We start from the raw sequence: 17161 nt of genomic DNA, 5'->3' as shown, positions 1-17161 counted from the left end.
TTCCCTCTTCAGAAGACCACGACCGAGCGAATGGATTCGCCCGCGTGCATCAAGTCAAAGCCCTTGTTGATTTCTTCAAGGCCCATGACGTGGGTTATCATCGGATCGATTTCGATCTTGCCGGTCATGTACATATCGACGATCTTGGGCACGTCGGTGCGGCCCTTGGCACCGCCGAACGCGGTGCCGCGCCAGTTGCGGCCGGTGACAAGCTGGAACGGGCGCGTCGCGATCTCCTTGCCCGCTTCCGCCACGCCGATGATGATCGAGGTGCCCCAGCCGCGATGGCAGGCTTCCAGAGCAGTGCGCATCACTTCGGTGTTGCCGGTGGCGTCGAAGGTATAGTCGGCCCCGCCGTCGGTCATCAGCACGATCTTCGCGACGATGTCCTCGCGGCTCATGCCCTTGGTGTTGAGGAAGTCGGTCATGCCGAAGCGGCGGCCCCATTCCTCGCGATCCGGATTGATGTCGACGCCGATGATCCTGTTCGCGCCAGCAAGGCGGGCTCCCTGGATGACGTTGAGGCCGATCCCGCCGAGGCCGAAGATGACGACGTTGTCGCCCACCTGCACCTTGGCGGTGTTGATCACCGCGCCCACGCCGGTGGTGACGCCGCAGCCGATGTAGCACGAGGACTGGAACGGCGCGTCCTCACGGATTTTGGCGACCGCGATCTCGGGCAGGACGGTGAAGTTCGAGAACGTCGAGCAGCCCATGTAGTGGAAGATCTGCTGGCCCTTGTAGCTGAACCGGCTGGTGCCGTCGGGCATCAGGCCCTTGCCCTGCGTGGCGCGGATCGCGGTGCACAGGTTGGTCTTGCCCGAGAGGCACGACTTACACTGGCGGCATTCCGGCGTGTAGAGCGGAATCACGTGGTCGTCCTGCTTCACGCTGGTGACGCCCGGCCCCACCGCGCGCACGATCCCGGCGCCTTCATGGCCGAGGATCGAGGGGAAGATGCCCTCGCTGTCGAAGCCGTCGAGCGTGTAGGCGTCGGTGTGGCAGATGCCGGTCGCCATGATCTCGACCAGGACTTCGCCTTCCTTCGGCCCTTCCAGGTCCACTTCGACGATTTCGAGCGGCTTCTTCGCCTCGAAGGCAACGGCGGCGCGGGTCTTCATGCGGGGTGTCTCCTTTTCGCCGCGGGTTCTAGCGCCTTGCCGGATTGTCGTTAATGGGGTTCTTGGGAAAAGCATTATAACCGAGTGGAAAAAATCGTGATTGGAGCCTGGGACGGCATCGAGGAATTCGTGACGGTGGCGCGGACCGGCAGCTTCACCGCCGCCGCACGCAGCTTCGGCGCTTCGGTCACGCACATGAGCCGCGCCGTTTCCCGGCTGGAGGCGAAGCTCGGCAGCCAGTTGTTCCATCGCACCACCCGCTCGCTGGGGCTGACCGAAGCGGGCCGCATCTTCTACGAGACCGGCAGCCGCCTGATCTCCGAGCGCGAGGACGCCATCGCCGCCGTCACCGCGCAGGGTAGCCCGCGCGGCAACTTGCGCATCACCTGCTCGTACACATTGGGAGAGCGGTTCATCGGCCCGGTTTTGCGCGAGTATGCGCGTGAGCATCCCAGGCTCGCGATCGCCTGCGACCTCGACAACGACGTCGTCGATCTGATCCGCGACGGCTACGACATCGCCATCCGCACGGGGCATCTGGAGGACTCGCGCCTCGTCGCGACACGGGTGGCTTCGCGGGCGATGGTCACCGTCGCCGCGCCCGCCTATCTCGCCGCGAAGGGACGCCCACAACGCATCGCCGAGTTGAAGGAGCACGACTGTCTCGTCGGCTCGGCCGCGCTCTGGCACTTCCAGCGCGGCGAAACCTTTCGTCCGGAAGGGCGCTGGCGCTGCAACAACGGAACGATGGTGCTGGAAGCGGCGCTGGAAGGCATGGGCGTGTGCCAGTTGCCCGCGTTCTATACGGCAGCGGCGATCGCAGAGGGCCGGCTGGAGGAAGTGCTCGCCGGAGAATGTCCCGACGACGAACCGATCTGGGCCGTCTATCCACGCCTCAAGCACCTCTCCCCCAAGGTCAGCCTGTTCGTGGCGCTGCTGCGCCGCCGATTGCCCGCTCTATTGGCGGGGGAAACGGCGAATTAGCGAAAGTCCGCCTCACTTCGTCATTGCGAGCGGAGCGAAGCAATCCAGAGCAACGCAAAGCTGCCCTGGATTGCTTCTCCGCTTCGCGGCTCGCAATGACGAAGTCCTTGGCCTCTCAGCGGCTGCCGAAGGCGTAGCGGACGTTGATACCGAACTCGCGCGGGGCGGTGGTGGTCACGCCGTTGTAAGTGCTGGTGAACGTGGTCGCCGCGCCACCCGCCAGAATGTTGCGATAGGACGTAAACAGCGGGTCGGTCCGGGTCAGCGTCTTGGTGGTGTCCAGCAGGTTCTTGGCGAAGAGCGAGACTTCCCACGCCCCCTTGGCGTCGCGGATGCCGGTAAAGACATTGACCAGACCGTAAGAGCCGAGGTTGTCGTAGATGTTCACCGGGTCGACGCGCGAACTGCCGAAGAAGTTGAACAGGCCGCGCACGTACGCATTGACGTGATCGCTCACCGCGAAGCTGTATTCGCTGGTCAGCGTTGCGCTGAACGGCGCCTGGAAGCCGGAGCGCTGGTTGACCTGGCAAGCCGAAATGTTGTCACTGCCAACCGCAGCCTGCAGAACCGGCAGCGAAGGCGCGGACGTGATCACATCCGGCACGCCGTCCCCGTTGAGGTCGTTACATGGAACCGTACCGCTCTTGATCTTGCCGATCGAGTAGCTGGCGACGAGACCCAGGTTCCAGCCGTCCATCACGTCGATCGAGACGTCGCCCTCGATGCCGTTGACCTCGACCGGGACGGCGCCGACGAAGTTGAACTGGGTCACCACCGGGTTGGCCGGATTGGTGTAGTCCACGAAGTAGACCCCGCGTCCGCCGGTGCGGTACGGATAGTTCTTGAACTTCTGGTGGTAGGCCGTCGCGTTCAGGCGCATGCGGCCGCCCAGAAGCGTGCTCTTGAAGCCCAGCTCATAGGACTTGGAGCTTTCCGGCGGCAGGTTGACGAAGCTCTCCTCCAGTTCCGACATGCGCTGGCTGAAATCGCCAACCACGTTGATACCGGGCCGCCAGGAGCTTCCCGTGCTCGCATAGACCATGAAGTCTGGCGAGAAATTGTGCTTCACCGAAGCCGAGTAGATCCACTTCTTCGCGTCCTGACCGGTCGTGGCGGTCGAGGCGCCATTGATGAACAAGCCGTTCTGCGAAGTGTAGGAGATGTGGCGCACGCCGCCGGAAACTTCGGTCCCCTCGCCCAGATGCGCGGTCAGGTTGCCGAAGAACGACTGCTCGTGGCTGGTATTGGTACGCTGGATCGCGGTGTTGACGATGCCGAAGATGGCACCGGTCGTCGCGCTCGTCGGATAGCCCAGGATGGTCGGACGGTTGAGAGTCGTCGGGTTGTCGTTCTTGTAGTCGAAGAAGCCGACGACGTAATCGAAGATGTCGGCGATGCGCGCGTCGTTCTGCAGGCGCACTTCATGCGAGGTCGCCTTGGGCGACGAATACGTATCCTGAACGGTGCCGGCGGAAAAGAAGTTGGCCTCGTCCGAATTTTCGATGCCGGTGATCTTCTGGGTATAGTGCTGGCCCTGATAGATCAGCACTTGCCCGAAGCCCGATGCCTCCGCGCGCCAGTTGTAGATGTCGTAGATCTGGTGGATCGGACGCGGCGATTCCATGATCGAGCGGCGGTCCGAACTGTCGATATAGACCGGGCTCGCGGCGGCGTCGGGGTTCACTTCGCTGAAGGACGCGACCTGATCGTAGAGACGGGCCTTGCGGTCCATCTTCTGGTACATGCCCTCGAACTTCAGCCAGTCGGTCGGCTGCACGATGGCGGAGATGCGGCCGCTCTTGGTGCGCTGGAAGGGATCGCGCGCAGAAGTGATCGGACGGACGCGGTCGGCCTCGTTCTCGTCCCAGACACCGGCGACGCGGATCGCGGCGATGCCTTCGATGATGGGCAGGTTGAAGCCGCCCTTGAAGTTGAGCGTGCCGATATCGTTGGCGGTCATGTCGGTGAAGCCGCCCACCGAATAGAGATCGGGCTTCTTGGCGCCGATGGTGATCGAGCCCGAAGGCGCGGCGCGGCCGCGCAGCGTGCCCTGAGGCCCGCGCTGCACTTCGATCTGGCCGATGTCGTACATCTGCTGCAGGATCACGCCCGCCGTGATCGGCGCGTCGTTGAAGTAGAATTCGACCGTCGGGTTGGTGCCGCTGGCCGAGACGTCGAAGTTGACGCCGCGCAGGCGGCCGCCGCCGCCGACGCCGTTCGCCTCGGTGGTGAGCTGGAGGCCGGGGACGAGGGTGGAGACTTCCTTGAAGTCACGGATGTTGAGCTTGGCCACGTCGTCCGCCGTCACCGTGTCGATGACCGCCGGAACGTCCTGCACCGCCTCGTCGCGGCGGCGAGCCTGGACGATGATGACGTTGCCGGCGACCGCTTCGTCGGCGGACGTGTCCGCATCCTGCGCAAGGGCCGGGGTCGAGAGACCTGCCAGGCTGGCGGAACACAGAAGTACAGACGAAAACAGCCTCATCACATCATCCCCATCATTGGTCTTACCGTTCGGTCGCTCCCGGCTGCGGCCCTGAGGCCGCATGGTGCTGGAAACGCCCGTCGATCGCCCCGTCTTGGCGGCGGAGCCTTCTTCGGCGGCCCCCGTCGACGCGGGAACCTGTCCGTCCAATTGCGAGGCCGGAAAGCTCCGCAATCAGCCGCTGGACCATACGGGCGGGCGGCGGAGTAATGAAGCAGTGGCGGCCAACATCTTCCCGGCGATGATGCTCGTGCGGGCATTCGCTGTGGCGATTTGTCGAGGCAAGTCCGCATGAAGGCAGGATAAGTGCCGGAAATGACCCTTTTCCGAAGTATTCCGGCGCAATTCGCCGCCCCCCTACTTCTTACCGGCAATGTTTGGTGCGTCCGATACCCACGTCGGTCTTACCAATTCGCGGGTATGTTTGATTGCACGCGCATCGGGTCAATTGGCGTGAAAGGTTCGCCGGGCGTAGCGAATCATGAGCGTAATGGAGAATCTCACCCGTGACACTTTGCCCCCGGTAAAGTGTCATTGCTGACAAAGCGAAACATGGTCCGGAAAGGGGATTCTCACGATTCCATTTATGTGCTCTATTTTGCCTCGCTATGTTCCATTACACGCCTCTCTCCCCGCATCGCGGGCAGACCAGCGACATGGCGGATCTCCTCGACCGCGTGGCACAGACAAGTTCGCGGCCGCGCTATGCCTTCATGGTTCTGAGCCTCATCGCCGAAATCGCGCGGCCCGACGGCAGCGCGGGGCCCTTCATCCTGCGCGCAGGCCGCAGCACCCTGCTGCGCGACTGGCTCTGCGACGCGCTCGCCCCGATGGGCGCACGCGACCCGAAGCGGCTGATGCTGGCGGAGAAAGTGCGCCTTGAGCTGCTCGCCTCCGGCAAGGCCCCGGCGGAACCGCAGGCGGCCGAAGCGGTGATCGCCGCCGAGGTGCACGAACGTATCCGCAAGTCGGGCAAGACCAACCTCAGCCGCGCGGTTTCTGAACTGGTGCATGCCGGGCTGATCCGGCGCCACTACCAGGGCTTTCGCGTCGATCACCAGAACCGCGGAGCGGGGCGCCACGCGGTCTATACGCTGGTCGGCGGAGCGCGGTGTCTGATGGGGCGATCGGGTCCGGCGCCACAGTCGCCCCGGAGCGAAGCACTCCAGGGCGAACTAAGGCTCAATTAATGCCCCGCCGTAGCATCCGCAGGTGCCGTTAGACCGCCCCCGAGAGCCTTCACGAAGGCCACGCTCGCCTGCATCCGCTGCGTCTGCACCGAGATGTACGCGCGCTGCGCATCGAGCGCATCGGTCTGTGCGGTCACCACGTCAAGATAGCCCGCCGCACCGTCGCGGTAGCGGGACATTGCAATGTCCCGCGTGCGCTGCGCGGCATCGGCCGCCTCCTTCTGCGCCACGGCGGCGGAAGAGAGGTGATGCATCGCGGCAATGGCGTCCTCAACCTGCCGGAACGCGGTGAGCACGGTTTCCCGGTAGTCCGCCGCCGTCTCCTCGTAGTCCGCGCGCGAGATCTTCACTTGTGCCGACCGGCGGCCGCCGTCGAAGATCGTCAACAGGCTGGTGAGCGGGCCGAGCGACCAGAACGTGTTCGGCGTCGTCAGCAACTGACCGTTGGTGGTCTCCCATCCGCCCGCCGCGCCCAGCGTCAGCGAAGGGAAGAACGCCGCCTTGGCCACGCCGATGCGGGCGTTGGCTGCGAAGACCCGCCGCTCTGCGGCGGCGATGTCGGGGCGACGCTGCAGCAGATCGGACGGCGTCGCGGCGGGCGGCGCGGGCGGCGCGAGGTCGGCCGCAGCCACCGGCAGGCTGAAACCGGAAGCCACTTCGCCGACGAGGGCCGCAATCTCATGCTCGGTGGCGGCGCGCTGGTTGGCGATCGTCGCCACTTGTGCGCGGGCATTGCCGAGGACGGTGCGGGCGCGATTGACGTCGATCCCGGAGGCGACGCCGCCGGTGTGCCGCTTATCGGTCAGGTCGTAGGCCCGCGCGAAAGCCTCGACCGACTGGTCGAGCACTTGCGCCTGCGCGTCGAGGCCCCGCAGCCGGAAATAGGCATCGGCCACCGCCGCCTGCAGGCTCAGCTGCGCGGAGGCGAGATCCGCGCGGCTCGCATCCGATTCCGCCGTCGCCGCCTTCACCTGGTTGCGGATGCGCCCCCAGAGGTCCAGCTCGTAGTCGATCGAGCCGCCGACGGTATAGTCGTTGTACTTGCGTGTGGTGCCGGTGCTCAGCGGACGATTTTCCGAGAGCCGTTCGCGCGAAGCCTGCCCGCTCACGCCCGCTTGCGGGTAGAGATCCGACTGCTCCACCCGCGCTGCGGCGCGTGCCGCGTCGTAGCGTGCAAGCGCCGCGGCAAGCGACGGACTCGCTTTTGCTGCCCGCGCCTCCAGATCGGTAAGCATCGGATCGGCATAGACCTCCCACCAAGGCCCCCTGCCCTCGCCATCGCGCGGGGCGGCGGCGGTCCAGCCGGCAACTTCCTTGAACTGCGCAGGCGCAGCGGTCTGGGGTGGCTGATAGTCCGGCGCCATCGAGCAGGCACCCAGCGCAAGAGCGATCGGCAATGCCAGCGCTCGGGCGAGCACGGCCCTGCCCTTGTCCGCCATGGCGTCAACCATTGCCGCCGGTCCCCTTGACGTCCTTGCTGTCCGGCACGGCAATGCGCACGTGGTCGCCGGTGCGGATCGCATCCGGCGGGGAGTCTATGACCTTGTCGCCGGTCTTCAGGCCCACCGAGACCAGTACGGTCTTGCCCTCGTCACGGGCGATGGTGACGCGGCGCAGTGTGACCGTCCCGTCCTTGCCGACGATCGCGACGCTCGGGCCGTCCTCCGCAGCCATGATCGCGCTGCCGGGAAGGCGCAGGCCGCCGCCGACGCCGTCGATGGCGAAGCGCACATGGGCGAAGGCACCGGGCTTGAGCGCGCCGTCGGAATTGTCCGCCTGCAGTTCGACCAGCATCGCGCCCGACTGGGCATCGACCGAGCCCGCCGAACGGGTCAGCGACGCCTCGAAATCGCGGCCTGCGAATTCGGGCAGGTTGAGGCTGGCCTTCATCCCGGCATGGATCTGGGAGGAATAGACCTGCGGCACGCGCACGTAGATGCGCATGCGGTGCACGTCGGAGACGGTGAAGAGGGGCTGCGATGCCGCGTTACCCGACACGACCAGCGCGCCGATCTGGGCCGAGCGACTGGTCACGACACCACTGAACGGCGCGGAAAGCTGCGTGAAGCCGTGCTTGGCGTTCAGTTCGCGCACGCTGGCCAGCGCAGCGTTAGCCAGCGCGGTCTTGGCCGCGAGGTCGCCCGCCTTCTCGTCCGCTTCCTGCTGCGAGACGGCGTCCTGCGCCAGCATCGACTGCCAGCGCTTCGATGTCGTCGCGGCAAGGCGCTGGTTGGCGAGCGCGGTCTGGTAGTCCGCCTTGGCCTGTGCCAGCTGCTGGTCGATCTCGGGCGCGTCGAGGATGGCGAGCGTCTGCCCGGCATTCACGTGATCACCGATGTCGGCCAGCCAGCGGCGGACGTAGCCGTTGGTCCGCGCGTTGATCGCGGCGCTGTTGTAGGCCTGGATGGTTCCTGGCAGGACGAGCCCGTCGCCGCCCTCGGCCGTGGCGGGCGAGACGACGGTGACGGTGGGAACCGCAGCGTCGGCGGCCACCGCCTCGAGGTCGTTGGTGGCGCTGATCCGGCTCGCGACGCCGAAGGCGACGACGGCCAGCGCGACGACGGCGGCGCCGATGCCGACCTTCTTCAGCGTGCCGCTGGAGAGGCTGTTGTTTTCAGTGATCTCGGGTTCAAGCATGGCTGGGCTGCATTTCCATCGAACGGGTCTGCTCGTCGCCATGGGTGCGGCGGCGGTGGACGAAGCTGAACACGGTAGGGACGAAGAATAGGGTTGCGATCGTAGCGCAGATCAGGCCGCCGATCACCGCGCGGCCGAGCGGGGCGTTCTGCTCACCGCCCTCGCCCAGCCCGAGCGCCATCGGCGCCATGCCGATGATCATCGCAAGCGCGGTCATCAGCACCGGGCGGAAGCGCACGAGGCCCGCCTCGATCGCCGCCTTGGTGGCATCGCCCAGTTCGGCGAGTTTTTCGCGCGCGAAGCTGACGACGAGGATCGAGTTCGCGGTCGCCACGCCCATGCACATGATCGCGCCGGTAAGGGCAGGCACCGAAAGCGTGGTCCCCGTGGCGAAGAGCATCCATACGATCCCGGCAAGCGCGGCGGGCAGCGCGGTGATGATGACGAAGGGATCGACCCAGCTCTGGAAGTTCACGACGATCAGCAGGTAGATCAGGAAGATCGCCCCCAGCAAGCCGAAGCCAAGGCCGGAGAAAGCGGTGTTCATGGTCTGGTACTGGCCGCGGATCGTGACGGTCGTGCCCTTGGGCTGTTCCTTCTCGAGCGAACTGATCGCCGACTGTACGGCGGCCGCGACATTGCCGAGATCACGGCCCTGCGTGGTCGCATAGATGTCGATCACGGGCTGGATGTTATAGTGCGAGACCACCGAGGTCGTGCTCGACCGGGTAAGCGAGGCCAGCGCGCCGAGCGGCTGCGTGGGCGTTCCGGCAGTGCCCGAGACCGGGATGTCCGACAGCGCGTTCATCGAACCGACCTGATACTCCGGCGCCTGCGCCACGACCGGATAGGACACGCCGTTTTCCGGGTTCACGAAGAACAGAGGAGCGGTCTGCGCCGTGCCGGCCAGCGAACTGGCAAGGCTGGTCGTCACGTCCCTTTCGCTCAGTCCGTACTGACCGATGCGTGCCCGATCGACCTCCACGTCAAGCTGCGGCGAGCGCGCGGGCTGCTGCAGCCGCATGTCGGCGATCCCGGGAATGCGCGAAAGTCTGGTCATCAGCTTGTGCGCGTAGATACGCGCGGCGTCCTGGTCCTTGCCCGCGATCTGGATGTCGATCGGCGAAGGCGAACCGAAGTTGAGGATCTGGCTGGTTATGTCGGCGGGCAGGAAGGCGAACGTGGCGCCGGGGAAGCGGCGCGGCATTTCCACACGCAGACGATCGACGAATTGCTCGGTCGGCTGGTGGCCTTCCTTGAGAGTGACCAGAACGTCGCCATCCTGCGGACCGATCGTTCCGCTGTTCGAATAGATGGTATTGAGCGGGCTGACCGGCAGGCCGATGTTGTCGGTGACAGTGCCAAGCTGTTCTGCCGGAATGATCCGGCGGATCTCGCTGGTAATCGCCTCGAACCGCGAGGCCGAAGTCTCGATGCGGGTGCCTGCGGGCAACCGCACGTGCATGGCGATCTGCCCGGAATCGACCGCCGGGAAGAAGTTGCTGCCCAGGAATGGCATCAGTCCGAACGAGACGAGCACGATCGCAAGGAAGCCGATCATGAAGCCCTTGCTGGATCCCAACGCCCGGCGCAGCAGGCTGATGTAGACCGCCCTCACCTTTTCGAACCGCGCCTCGAAGCCGCGCTGGAAGCGGACGAACACGTTGCGCGAGCCTGGCTCTCCGGCGTTGTGATGGTTCTCGCCGTGCGGGGCATGCGGCTTGAGCAGGTACATCGCCATGGTCGGCACCAGCGTGCGCGACAGGATGAACGAGGCGATCATCGCGAAGACCACCGACAGCGCCATCGGCACGAAAAGATAGCCCGCGACGCCCGGCAGGAAGAACATCGGCACGAAGACGATGCAGATGCACAGCAGCGAGACGAACGCCGGCGTCACGATCTGCGCCGCGCCGTCGAGGATGGATTCCACGACGCCCTTGCCCTGCTCGAGGTGCCAGTTGATGTTCTCGATCGTCACCGTCGCGTCATCGACGAGGATGCCGACCGCGAGCGCAAGGCCGCCCAGCGTCATCACGTTGAGCGTCTGCCCGAAGATCGCCAGCGCCATGACGGCAGCCAGCACCGCCAGCGGGATCGACAGTGCGATGATCACCGTCGAGCGCCAGGAGCCGAGGAACAGGAGGATCATCAGCGAGGTCAGCGCGGCGGCGATCGCACCTTCGTGGATGACGCCACTGACCGCCGCCTTCACGAACAGCGACTGGTCGCCCACGATCAGGACCTTGAGCGTGTCGGGCAGCGTCTGCTGGATGGAAGGCATGGCCTCCTTCACCCCGTTGACGATGGCCAGCGTCGAGGCTGCGCCGTTCTTGAGCACGGTCAGCAGCGCCGAGCGGCTGCCATCGACATGCACGATGTTCTGCTGCTGCGCGCTGCCATCGCGCACGTAGGCGACGTCACGCATATAGATGGTGGCGCCGTTGACGACCTTGACCGGGATGTCGTTGAGCGCGTCGATCGTGCTCGGCGAGTTGTTGAGGCGCACGCTGTACTGGGTCGCACCGATCTTCACGAAACCAGCCGGGTTGATCTGGTTCTGTGCGGCAATGGCGTTGCCGACGTCCTGCGCTGAAAGCCCGCGCGCCTGCAGCGCTTGCGGATCGAGGTCGATCTGGACCTGACGCTGCTTGCCGCCGGACGGGAACGGCATGGCAAGGCCGGGCACGGTGACGAGGCGCGGACGAATCTGGTTCTGGCCCAGATCGAAAAGCTGCTGCTCGGTCAGCCCCTTGCCCGATAGCGCAAGCTGCAGGATCGGCACGGTGGAAGCGGAATAGTTGAGGATCAGCGGCGGCGTCGCACCCGGCGGAAGCTGCTTGAGGATCGTCTGCGAGATCGAGGTGACCTGCGCCGTCGCGGTGCGGATATCGACGCCCGGCTGGAAGTAGATCTTGACGATGCCGATGCCCTGGTAGGACTGGCTCTCGACGTGTTCGATGTCGTTGACGGTGGTGGTCAGCACGCGCTCGTAAGGCGTGATCATGCGATCGCCGACGTCCTGCGGCGGCAGGCCCGCATATTGCCAGGCGACCGCGATCACCGGAACCTTGATCTCGGGAAAGATGTCGACCGGCGTTCTGAACGCCGCGAGGATACCGCCGACGGCAATCAGGATGGCCATGACGATGAACGTCAGCGGGCGGTTCAGGGCAACTTTGACGATACCGATCATCGACTTCTCCATGTGCCGCGAAGGCACGGTCGATCCGCGCCTCACGGCCCCTTCACCGCCATCCTCGTCGCAAGCCGGTCGCACCGCCCTGCCCCGCCGCGACTGAAGCGCAGGACGAAGGCCCGGCCGGTGGCTCCGGCGTCAGGAAACGGATCGGTCACCCGCCTTGTTGTTCGGGAGCGGTGTTGTCCGGCCGCATCGTGAGAGGAACCCCTCACGAAACCGCCGATGCGCGCTTGGATCTTTTCTGTCCAATATATATGGAGGCACGATCAATATCGAAAACCTCTCAATCGGAGCGTGACCTTTGGAGCTTAGGCACTTGCGCTACTTCGTCTGCGTGGCCGAAGAACTCCACTTCGGGGCAGCCGCGCAGCGTCTGGGCATATCGCAGCCTCCCCTCAGCCAGCAGATTCGTGCGCTGGAGGAGGAACTCGACGTGCGCCTGTTCGACCGTACGAGCAGAAGCGTAAAACTGACGCGCGCCGGGCTGCAGTTCCTGCCCCAGGCGCGCGAGACGCTGGCACAAGCCGACCGTGCCGCCCGCATCGCCAAGCTGGCGGATTCGGGAGAAGTCGGCCGCCTGAGTCTGGGCTTCTCGCCTTCGGTGCCGTTCACGCCTTATGTCGTCGACGCGCTCGCGCGGTTTCGGGCGCAGTTCCCGGAAGTGCATGTCGAACTGAGCGAGCTCCCGCGCGAGGAACAGATCAGCCGCGTCGAGCGCGGCACCCTCGACATCGGTATCTTGCGCGCCTTCTCACCGCTGGCGCTGCTGCCGCAGATGCAGGTCCTTCCGCTCCAGTGCGAAGGCATGATGGTGGCGATGCGGCGCGATCACCGCCTTGCGGAGCACGATCGGCCTTTGTCGCTTGCCGACATCGAGGGCGAGCAGCTCATCCTCTTTGGCTCGATGAACGGCGCGGGTTTCAATGAGATGCTGAGCACCCATTGCGAGGAACTTGGCTTCCGTCCGACCGTCGCGCTGGAAGCCGACAGTTTCGGAACCCTCGTCGGGCTGACCGCCGCAGGGCTCGGCATAACGATCTTGTCCCGGTCGCTGGCCCGCCTGAATGTCGACACGCTGACGTTCCGGCCCATCGACATGCCGTTTTCCAGCCAGCTCGTGCTGTTCCATCTGCGCGACGCCTCACCGACGACGCGCAATTTCCGCAGCCTCATAGAACCGGTCGGCGATTGACCATAGCGCAGCCCTGACCGTCAAACGGCTCGGACATCATCGGTCACTCGCCCTCGGCTGCTCCCCTGCGCTTGGCATAGCTGATAACGAAAGCATCCCATACGCGCAGCCACTCGGTTTCGCTGCGCTTGCGCGAAATTCCGGGGAACCCGGCGCGGAAGGCGTCGGCCATCTGGTCCACCGACCAGGGGTGTCCCTTGTCGAGGCCGATCTTGCGGTATGCCGCCTCGCGCGTGCCGAAGCTCATGCTGCCGTTCGGGAATTCGAGCAGGGGTCCCTCGTTGGCGGCCTCCTCCTTGCGGGTCTTGGCCTTCGGCATGACCGATGATCTCGGTGCCTCTTTTGCCGCTGGCGCACCCAGCAGCCGCAGATGAGGCCCCACCAGCTTGCGTTCCAGCGGCGCGGGCGAAGGATAGAGCACGACCTTGCGGCCGGTCATGTCGATGTTGGCGTTGGGATAGACGGCCGAAACCAGTTGCATCGTCTCGCGCACGGTCTGCCGGAAACGCTTGCTGTCCGCATCGTTGCCTAGGTGGCGCGCCAGCTGATCCCAGGAAATCGTCTGCCCCTTGTCGGCGGCGATGCGCGGCAGACGATAGGCCAGATAAGTATAGAGGTCGAGGGCGGTAGGCGTGCCCTTCAGCTCGCGGATCGCCACTTCGTTGAGCGGCACCGCATGGTCGATGAGGTGCGCATAGAAGCCTTCCGACATCCGGATCTCACGGGCGAAGGCACCGTTCTTCTCGAGCGAACCCGCATATTCGTTGGAAATCTTGACGTCGCGCACGGCGAAGGCATTGTCGTCGGCCTCGGTGCCATCCCAGCGAATCTGCCATTCGCAGGCGAGAAGCCTGTCGACCTGCTCACGCATGCGGTTGGCCGTACCGCGCGGCCCATAGGACACGGTCTGATACCCTAATCGGCGCATCCACTCGGTAAAGTTGCGGCCGAGATAGACATCGCGCGAACGCTTCGAAACCGCCTGCGACAAAAGGTAGATCAGCGCGACGCGGGGATAGGCGCCGTAAGGTACGCCAAGGCTGCGCAGGAGCGGCTTGCCATCCACCGTTTGCAGGACCGGCCGCGGGTTGATCGCCAGCGCATACTTGCCGTCTTCGCGCAGGATCGGCTGGGTCTCGTCCTTGGGTCGCTTCGTCGGCAGCGACATGGCACAAAGCGCAGAATGCAGGAACGCCGGCACCGGCTCTTCGTCATGGACGCGCAGAAATGCATCCATCGTCAATTGCGACCCTGCGGCCCGGGCAAGCGAACGCACCCGTTCCTCGCCGCCATCGATCATGGCGAGGGCATACTGGTGTCCAATCGGCTTGCTGCTATCCGAGTTCATATCGCCCTGCTTTGCCCGACTCATGGGGCTGTCATCTGCCGCTTAGACAACAGGTTTCGCCCGGATTGGCAAGGAGCTTGGCAGTTTCGGCAGGAATTAGCGGTTCAAACCTACAACCTCACCGATGATCTCGGTGCGTTTTGCAGGTTCGACTCAATTTCCCATGCTTTTCAATCGAACCGATTCGCGAATCGGATTTTGATTAGGGATTCTTGTATAGGTTTGCGCTCCGAGATCATCGGTCCAAACGGCTCCGAGATCATCGCTGTTACGCACTGAGATCATCGCTGGGCACCGAGATCATCGGTAGCGGGGGAAAACGGCGATCTCAGGACGACAGAAATGCGAATCGGATGGCGCGACAGAGTCATTTCACGGCTCCGGATTCGCTAACGGCACCGAGATCATCGGTCATTCGACTCGTGCATGTGTCTCGTGCGACTCGGAATGGGGCAAAAAGCACGGAGATCATCGGTGGTTTTGTAACACTGGTGGACGGGTCGTTGCTCGAAACTTCCAACGGGGGTAGGGTTGGGCCTCAAACTCACAAGACGGGTATCTATGGCGACGACCCCTGCTCCTTCTGAAATCAGCGGTGACGAACTGCTGGAAGATAGCCTTGGCCTGCTTCATCGCAAGGCTCTCACTATTCTCAAGCGTATCCGCGACGGCGCGCTCGATCCGGAGACGGGGCACAAGGTCGGCCCTTCCTTCCCGATCTCCAAGGCAGCCTCGCTGGTCGGCCGCACTGCGTCCGCCATTCGGGAGGCCGAACGCGATGGACGCCTGCCCGAACGAGACCGCACGGCTTCGGGACACCGCGTGCAATATACGCTGGAGGAACTCGATCACATGCGGGCCGTCTTCGGCACGCGGCCGTGGCGTGCACCGGGCGATACCCCGGCCATCCTCTCGGTGTCGAATTTCAAGGGCGGCGTCGGCAAGTCCACCCTCGCTTTGCACATGGCGCAGCACTTCGCGATCCGCGGCTACCGCGTCCTGTTCATCGACTGCGACAGCCAAGCCAGCTCGACCATGATGTTCGGCTATCGTCCCGACGTGGACCTGGGAGAGGATGACACTCTCTATGGGCACTTCCATAATCCGGAATTGCTGGGCGTCCGCTCGATCATTCGCAAGACGCACTTCTTCGGGCTCGACCTGATCCCGGCCAATCTGAAGCTCTATAATCTGGAGTACGAGATCGCCGGCTACCTGGCCCAGAACCAGAGCTTCGACGTCATCGACATCATTGCCCAGGCCATCGACGAAGTCGTCGACGATTACGACATCGTCGTGATGGACCCGCCGCCGGCGCTCGGCATGGTATCGATGGCGGTGCTCCAGGCTGCCAATGCAATGGTCATTCCGGCGCCGCCGAGCGTCATCGACTTCGCATCGACCGTCTCGTTCATCGACATGGCCCGCACCACCATGAAGCAGCTGGAGCAACTGGGCGGGCGAGTGCGCCCTGCGTACAATTTCATCCGTCTGGTCGCTAGCCGCGTGGATGACAGCAAGTCCATGCACCGCGAGATCCTGGGTATGATGCGGCAGGTATTCGGCGGTTCGATGATCAACTCCGTGCTCAAGGTCAGCGCGGAGATCGACAACGCCAGCTCGCGCATGAAGACGGTCTTCGAACTCGATCGCCCGGTCACGTCGCATGAGGTGCACAACCGCTGCGTTCGCTTCCTCAACGATGTCTGCCACGACATCGAACAGGACGTTCTGCGAACCTGGGCGAGCCGGGCTGGTCGGATAGATTGAGCAGTTGCCACGTGGCAACGAATAAGAAACTCGCCTGAATTCAAGGTGATGTGAGTTTCGATCCGGTTGTTGTCTGCATCCGGATCGAGAGTAAAAACGGGAATGTGTGTCGGTGTTGCCACGTGGCAACCGGCACTGGAACAGGCGCTGCGGCGGACGGGAAGTGACTATGGCAAAGGGCAATCGCGGATTTGGGAGCAGCCTCACCGATGGGCTTGATGACGCGGATCTGGACAACTCGGCGCCGTCGGAAAGCATCATGGCCAGCCGGAGCCAGACCCTCGCACGGCTGGCTTCGGGCAAGGTCGTCACTGACCGGACCGAGTGGGTGGACCCGGCACGGTGTCGCCCCTGGCGTCTTCACAACCGTGATCTCGATCACCTCGACGAGGAGAGCTGCCGCGACCTGATCGATGCATTCCTCTCGGCGAAGAAGCAGCGCATCCCGGCGATCGTCCGCAGGCTGACGAACGACCCTGACTACGACTACGAGATCATCGCCGGCGTGCGTCGCTGGTGGACGGTCCAGTGGCTGCGGGCGCACCACCATCCCGAGTACGAATATCTTGTCACCATCCAGCATGTGTCGGACGAAGAGGCGTTCCGCGTCTCCGACATCGAGAACCGGTCGCGCAAGGACATCTCCGACTGGGAGCGCGCCAACGAATATCTTCGCGCGCTCGACGAGTTCTATGACGGTTCGCAGAGCGAGATGGCCGAGCATCTCAAGATTTCCCGCTCGTGGCTCAGCCGCCTGCTCGACGTGGCGCGACTGCCTGCAGAGATCGTCGAGATCTTCGCCGATACCCATGACCTGACGGTACGCGTGGCGCGCGATATCAAACCACTGACCGGCGATCCGCGCGCACTGGCGCTGATGATCGAAGAGGGCAGGGGCGTGCGCGAAGATCGCGCGGACCTTGGCGTGAAGCTGTCGGGTCCGGAAGTGGCGAAGCGGCTGATTGCGGCGACCGTCGCAAAGACCAAGACGGGCGGCGGCGAACTGGTGGTCAAGGCCGCGAACGGCAAACCGATGCTCCGTTACGCCCGTTCGGCACGCAGCGGACTGACCCTGAAGATCGTTCCGCGCTCCGGCGCATCGACCGATGAACTGATGACCGCGATTCGTGGGCTCATCGAAGGCTGACATATATTCGGGGCCGATGCGCATTGTGTTGGCCCCGAATTTTCGATTTTTGCCCTCAGGGCCTCGTAGGGCGCCGCGGCGACAT

At 64.3% G+C, this 17161-nt stretch carries 11 protein-coding genes; 5 read left to right on the top strand and 6 right to left on the bottom strand.

The window, feature by feature from the left end:
• Positions 1-8: 8 nt before the first annotated feature.
• Positions 9-1121, bottom strand: a complete 1113-nt coding sequence (locus PKE80_RS20495) for an S-(hydroxymethyl)glutathione dehydrogenase/class III alcohol dehydrogenase (RefSeq protein ID WP_271184121.1) — start codon at positions 1119-1121, stop codon at positions 9-11.
• Positions 1122-1217: 96 nt separating this feature from the next.
• On the opposite strand from PKE80_RS20495, the gene PKE80_RS20490 reads away from it, so the two are divergent.
• Positions 1218-2105 (top strand): LysR family transcriptional regulator, encoded by an 888-nt coding sequence (locus PKE80_RS20490; RefSeq protein WP_271184120.1) that lies wholly within the window; start codon positions 1218-1220, stop codon positions 2103-2105.
• Between the two features lie 115 nt (positions 2106-2220).
• Here PKE80_RS20490 and PKE80_RS20485 read toward each other — a convergent pair whose 3' ends face one another.
• Positions 2221-4590, bottom strand: a complete 2370-nt coding sequence (locus PKE80_RS20485) for a TonB-dependent receptor (protein WP_271184119.1) — start codon at positions 4588-4590, stop codon at positions 2221-2223.
• Between the two features lie 608 nt (positions 4591-5198).
• On the opposite strand from PKE80_RS20485, the gene PKE80_RS20480 reads away from it, so the two are divergent.
• A complete protein-coding gene (locus PKE80_RS20480; protein ID WP_271184118.1) occupies positions 5199-5780 on the top strand; it encodes a hypothetical protein in 582 nt (193 codons plus the stop codon).
• Here PKE80_RS20480 and PKE80_RS20475 read toward each other — a convergent pair.
• From PKE80_RS20475 to PKE80_RS20465, 3 genes are read right to left on the bottom strand one after another with little or no spacing between them, the layout of a single operon-like run.
• Complete coding sequence (locus tag PKE80_RS20475) at positions 5777-7219, bottom strand: efflux transporter outer membrane subunit (RefSeq protein ID WP_271184156.1); 1443 nt, start codon at positions 7217-7219, stop codon at positions 5777-5779. The genes PKE80_RS20480 and PKE80_RS20475 overlap by 4 nt on opposite strands.
• 4 nt (positions 7220-7223) lie before the next feature.
• Positions 7224-8417: an efflux RND transporter periplasmic adaptor subunit gene (locus tag PKE80_RS20470; RefSeq protein ID WP_271184117.1), complete on the bottom strand. Its 1194-nt coding sequence runs from the start codon at positions 8415-8417 to the stop codon at positions 7224-7226.
• Complete coding sequence (locus tag PKE80_RS20465) at positions 8410-11613, bottom strand: efflux RND transporter permease subunit (RefSeq protein WP_037520467.1); 3204 nt, start codon at positions 11611-11613, stop codon at positions 8410-8412. Before PKE80_RS20465 ends, PKE80_RS20470 begins: the two co-directional genes overlap by 8 nt.
• 307 nt (positions 11614-11920) lie before the next feature.
• On the opposite strand from PKE80_RS20465, the gene PKE80_RS20460 reads away from it, so the two are divergent.
• The gene (locus PKE80_RS20460; protein ID WP_271184116.1) at positions 11921-12811 is read left to right on the top strand and encodes a LysR family transcriptional regulator; all 891 of its coding nucleotides are present in this window, start codon (positions 11921-11923) and stop codon (positions 12809-12811) included.
• A gap of 43 nt (positions 12812-12854) precedes the next feature.
• On the opposite strand, the gene PKE80_RS20455 is transcribed toward PKE80_RS20460, so the two are convergent.
• Positions 12855-14159 carry a replication protein RepA gene (locus PKE80_RS20455; RefSeq protein WP_271184115.1) on the bottom strand — a complete coding sequence of 435 codons (1305 nt, stop codon included), beginning with the start codon at positions 14157-14159 and terminating at the stop codon, positions 12855-12857.
• Between the two features lie 561 nt (positions 14160-14720).
• On the opposite strand from PKE80_RS20455, the gene PKE80_RS20450 reads away from it, so the two are divergent.
• Positions 14721-15929, top strand: a complete 1209-nt coding sequence (locus tag PKE80_RS20450; protein WP_271184114.1) for an AAA family ATPase — start codon at positions 14721-14723, stop codon at positions 15927-15929.
• Positions 15930-16098: 169 nt separating this feature from the next.
• On the top strand, positions 16099-17076 hold the full coding sequence (locus PKE80_RS20445) for a ParB/RepB/Spo0J family partition protein (RefSeq protein WP_271184113.1): 978 nt from the start codon (positions 16099-16101) through the stop codon (positions 17074-17076).
• Positions 17077-17161: the final 85 nt, after the last annotated feature.

It is taken from the genome of Novosphingobium resinovorum (assembly GCF_027922145.1).
Classification (GTDB): domain Bacteria; phylum Pseudomonadota; class Alphaproteobacteria; order Sphingomonadales; family Sphingomonadaceae; genus Novosphingobium; species Novosphingobium resinovorum.
The sequence above is the reverse complement of the archived record's forward strand: the minus strand, read 5'-3'. Positions and strand labels throughout refer to the sequence as shown.

Excerpts from the sequence above, each read along its gene's own strand:
- PKE80_RS20495 (WP_271184121.1), bottom strand. The coding sequence starts at position 1,121 with ATGAAGACCCGCGCCGCCGTTGCCTTCGAGGCGAAGAAGCCGCTCGAA.
- PKE80_RS20485 (WP_271184119.1), bottom strand. The coding sequence starts at position 4,590 with ATGAGGCTGTTTTCGTCTGTACTTCTGTGTTCCGCCAGCCTGGCAGGT.
- PKE80_RS20480 (WP_271184118.1), top strand. The coding sequence starts at position 5,199 with ATGTTCCATTACACGCCTCTCTCCCCGCATCGCGGGCAGACCAGCGAC.
- PKE80_RS20475 (WP_271184156.1), bottom strand. The coding sequence starts at position 7,219 with ATGGCGGACAAGGGCAGGGCCGTGCTCGCCCGAGCGCTGGCATTGCCG.
- PKE80_RS20470 (WP_271184117.1), bottom strand. The coding sequence starts at position 8,417 with ATGCTTGAACCCGAGATCACTGAAAACAACAGCCTCTCCAGCGGCACG.
- PKE80_RS20465 (WP_037520467.1), bottom strand. The coding sequence starts at position 11,613 with ATGATCGGTATCGTCAAAGTTGCCCTGAACCGCCCGCTGACGTTCATC.
- PKE80_RS20455 (WP_271184115.1), bottom strand. The coding sequence starts at position 14,159 with ATGAACTCGGATAGCAGCAAGCCGATTGGACACCAGTATGCCCTCGCC.
- PKE80_RS20450 (WP_271184114.1), top strand. The coding sequence starts at position 14,721 with ATGGCGACGACCCCTGCTCCTTCTGAAATCAGCGGTGACGAACTGCTG.
- PKE80_RS20445 (WP_271184113.1), top strand. The coding sequence starts at position 16,099 with ATGGCAAAGGGCAATCGCGGATTTGGGAGCAGCCTCACCGATGGGCTT.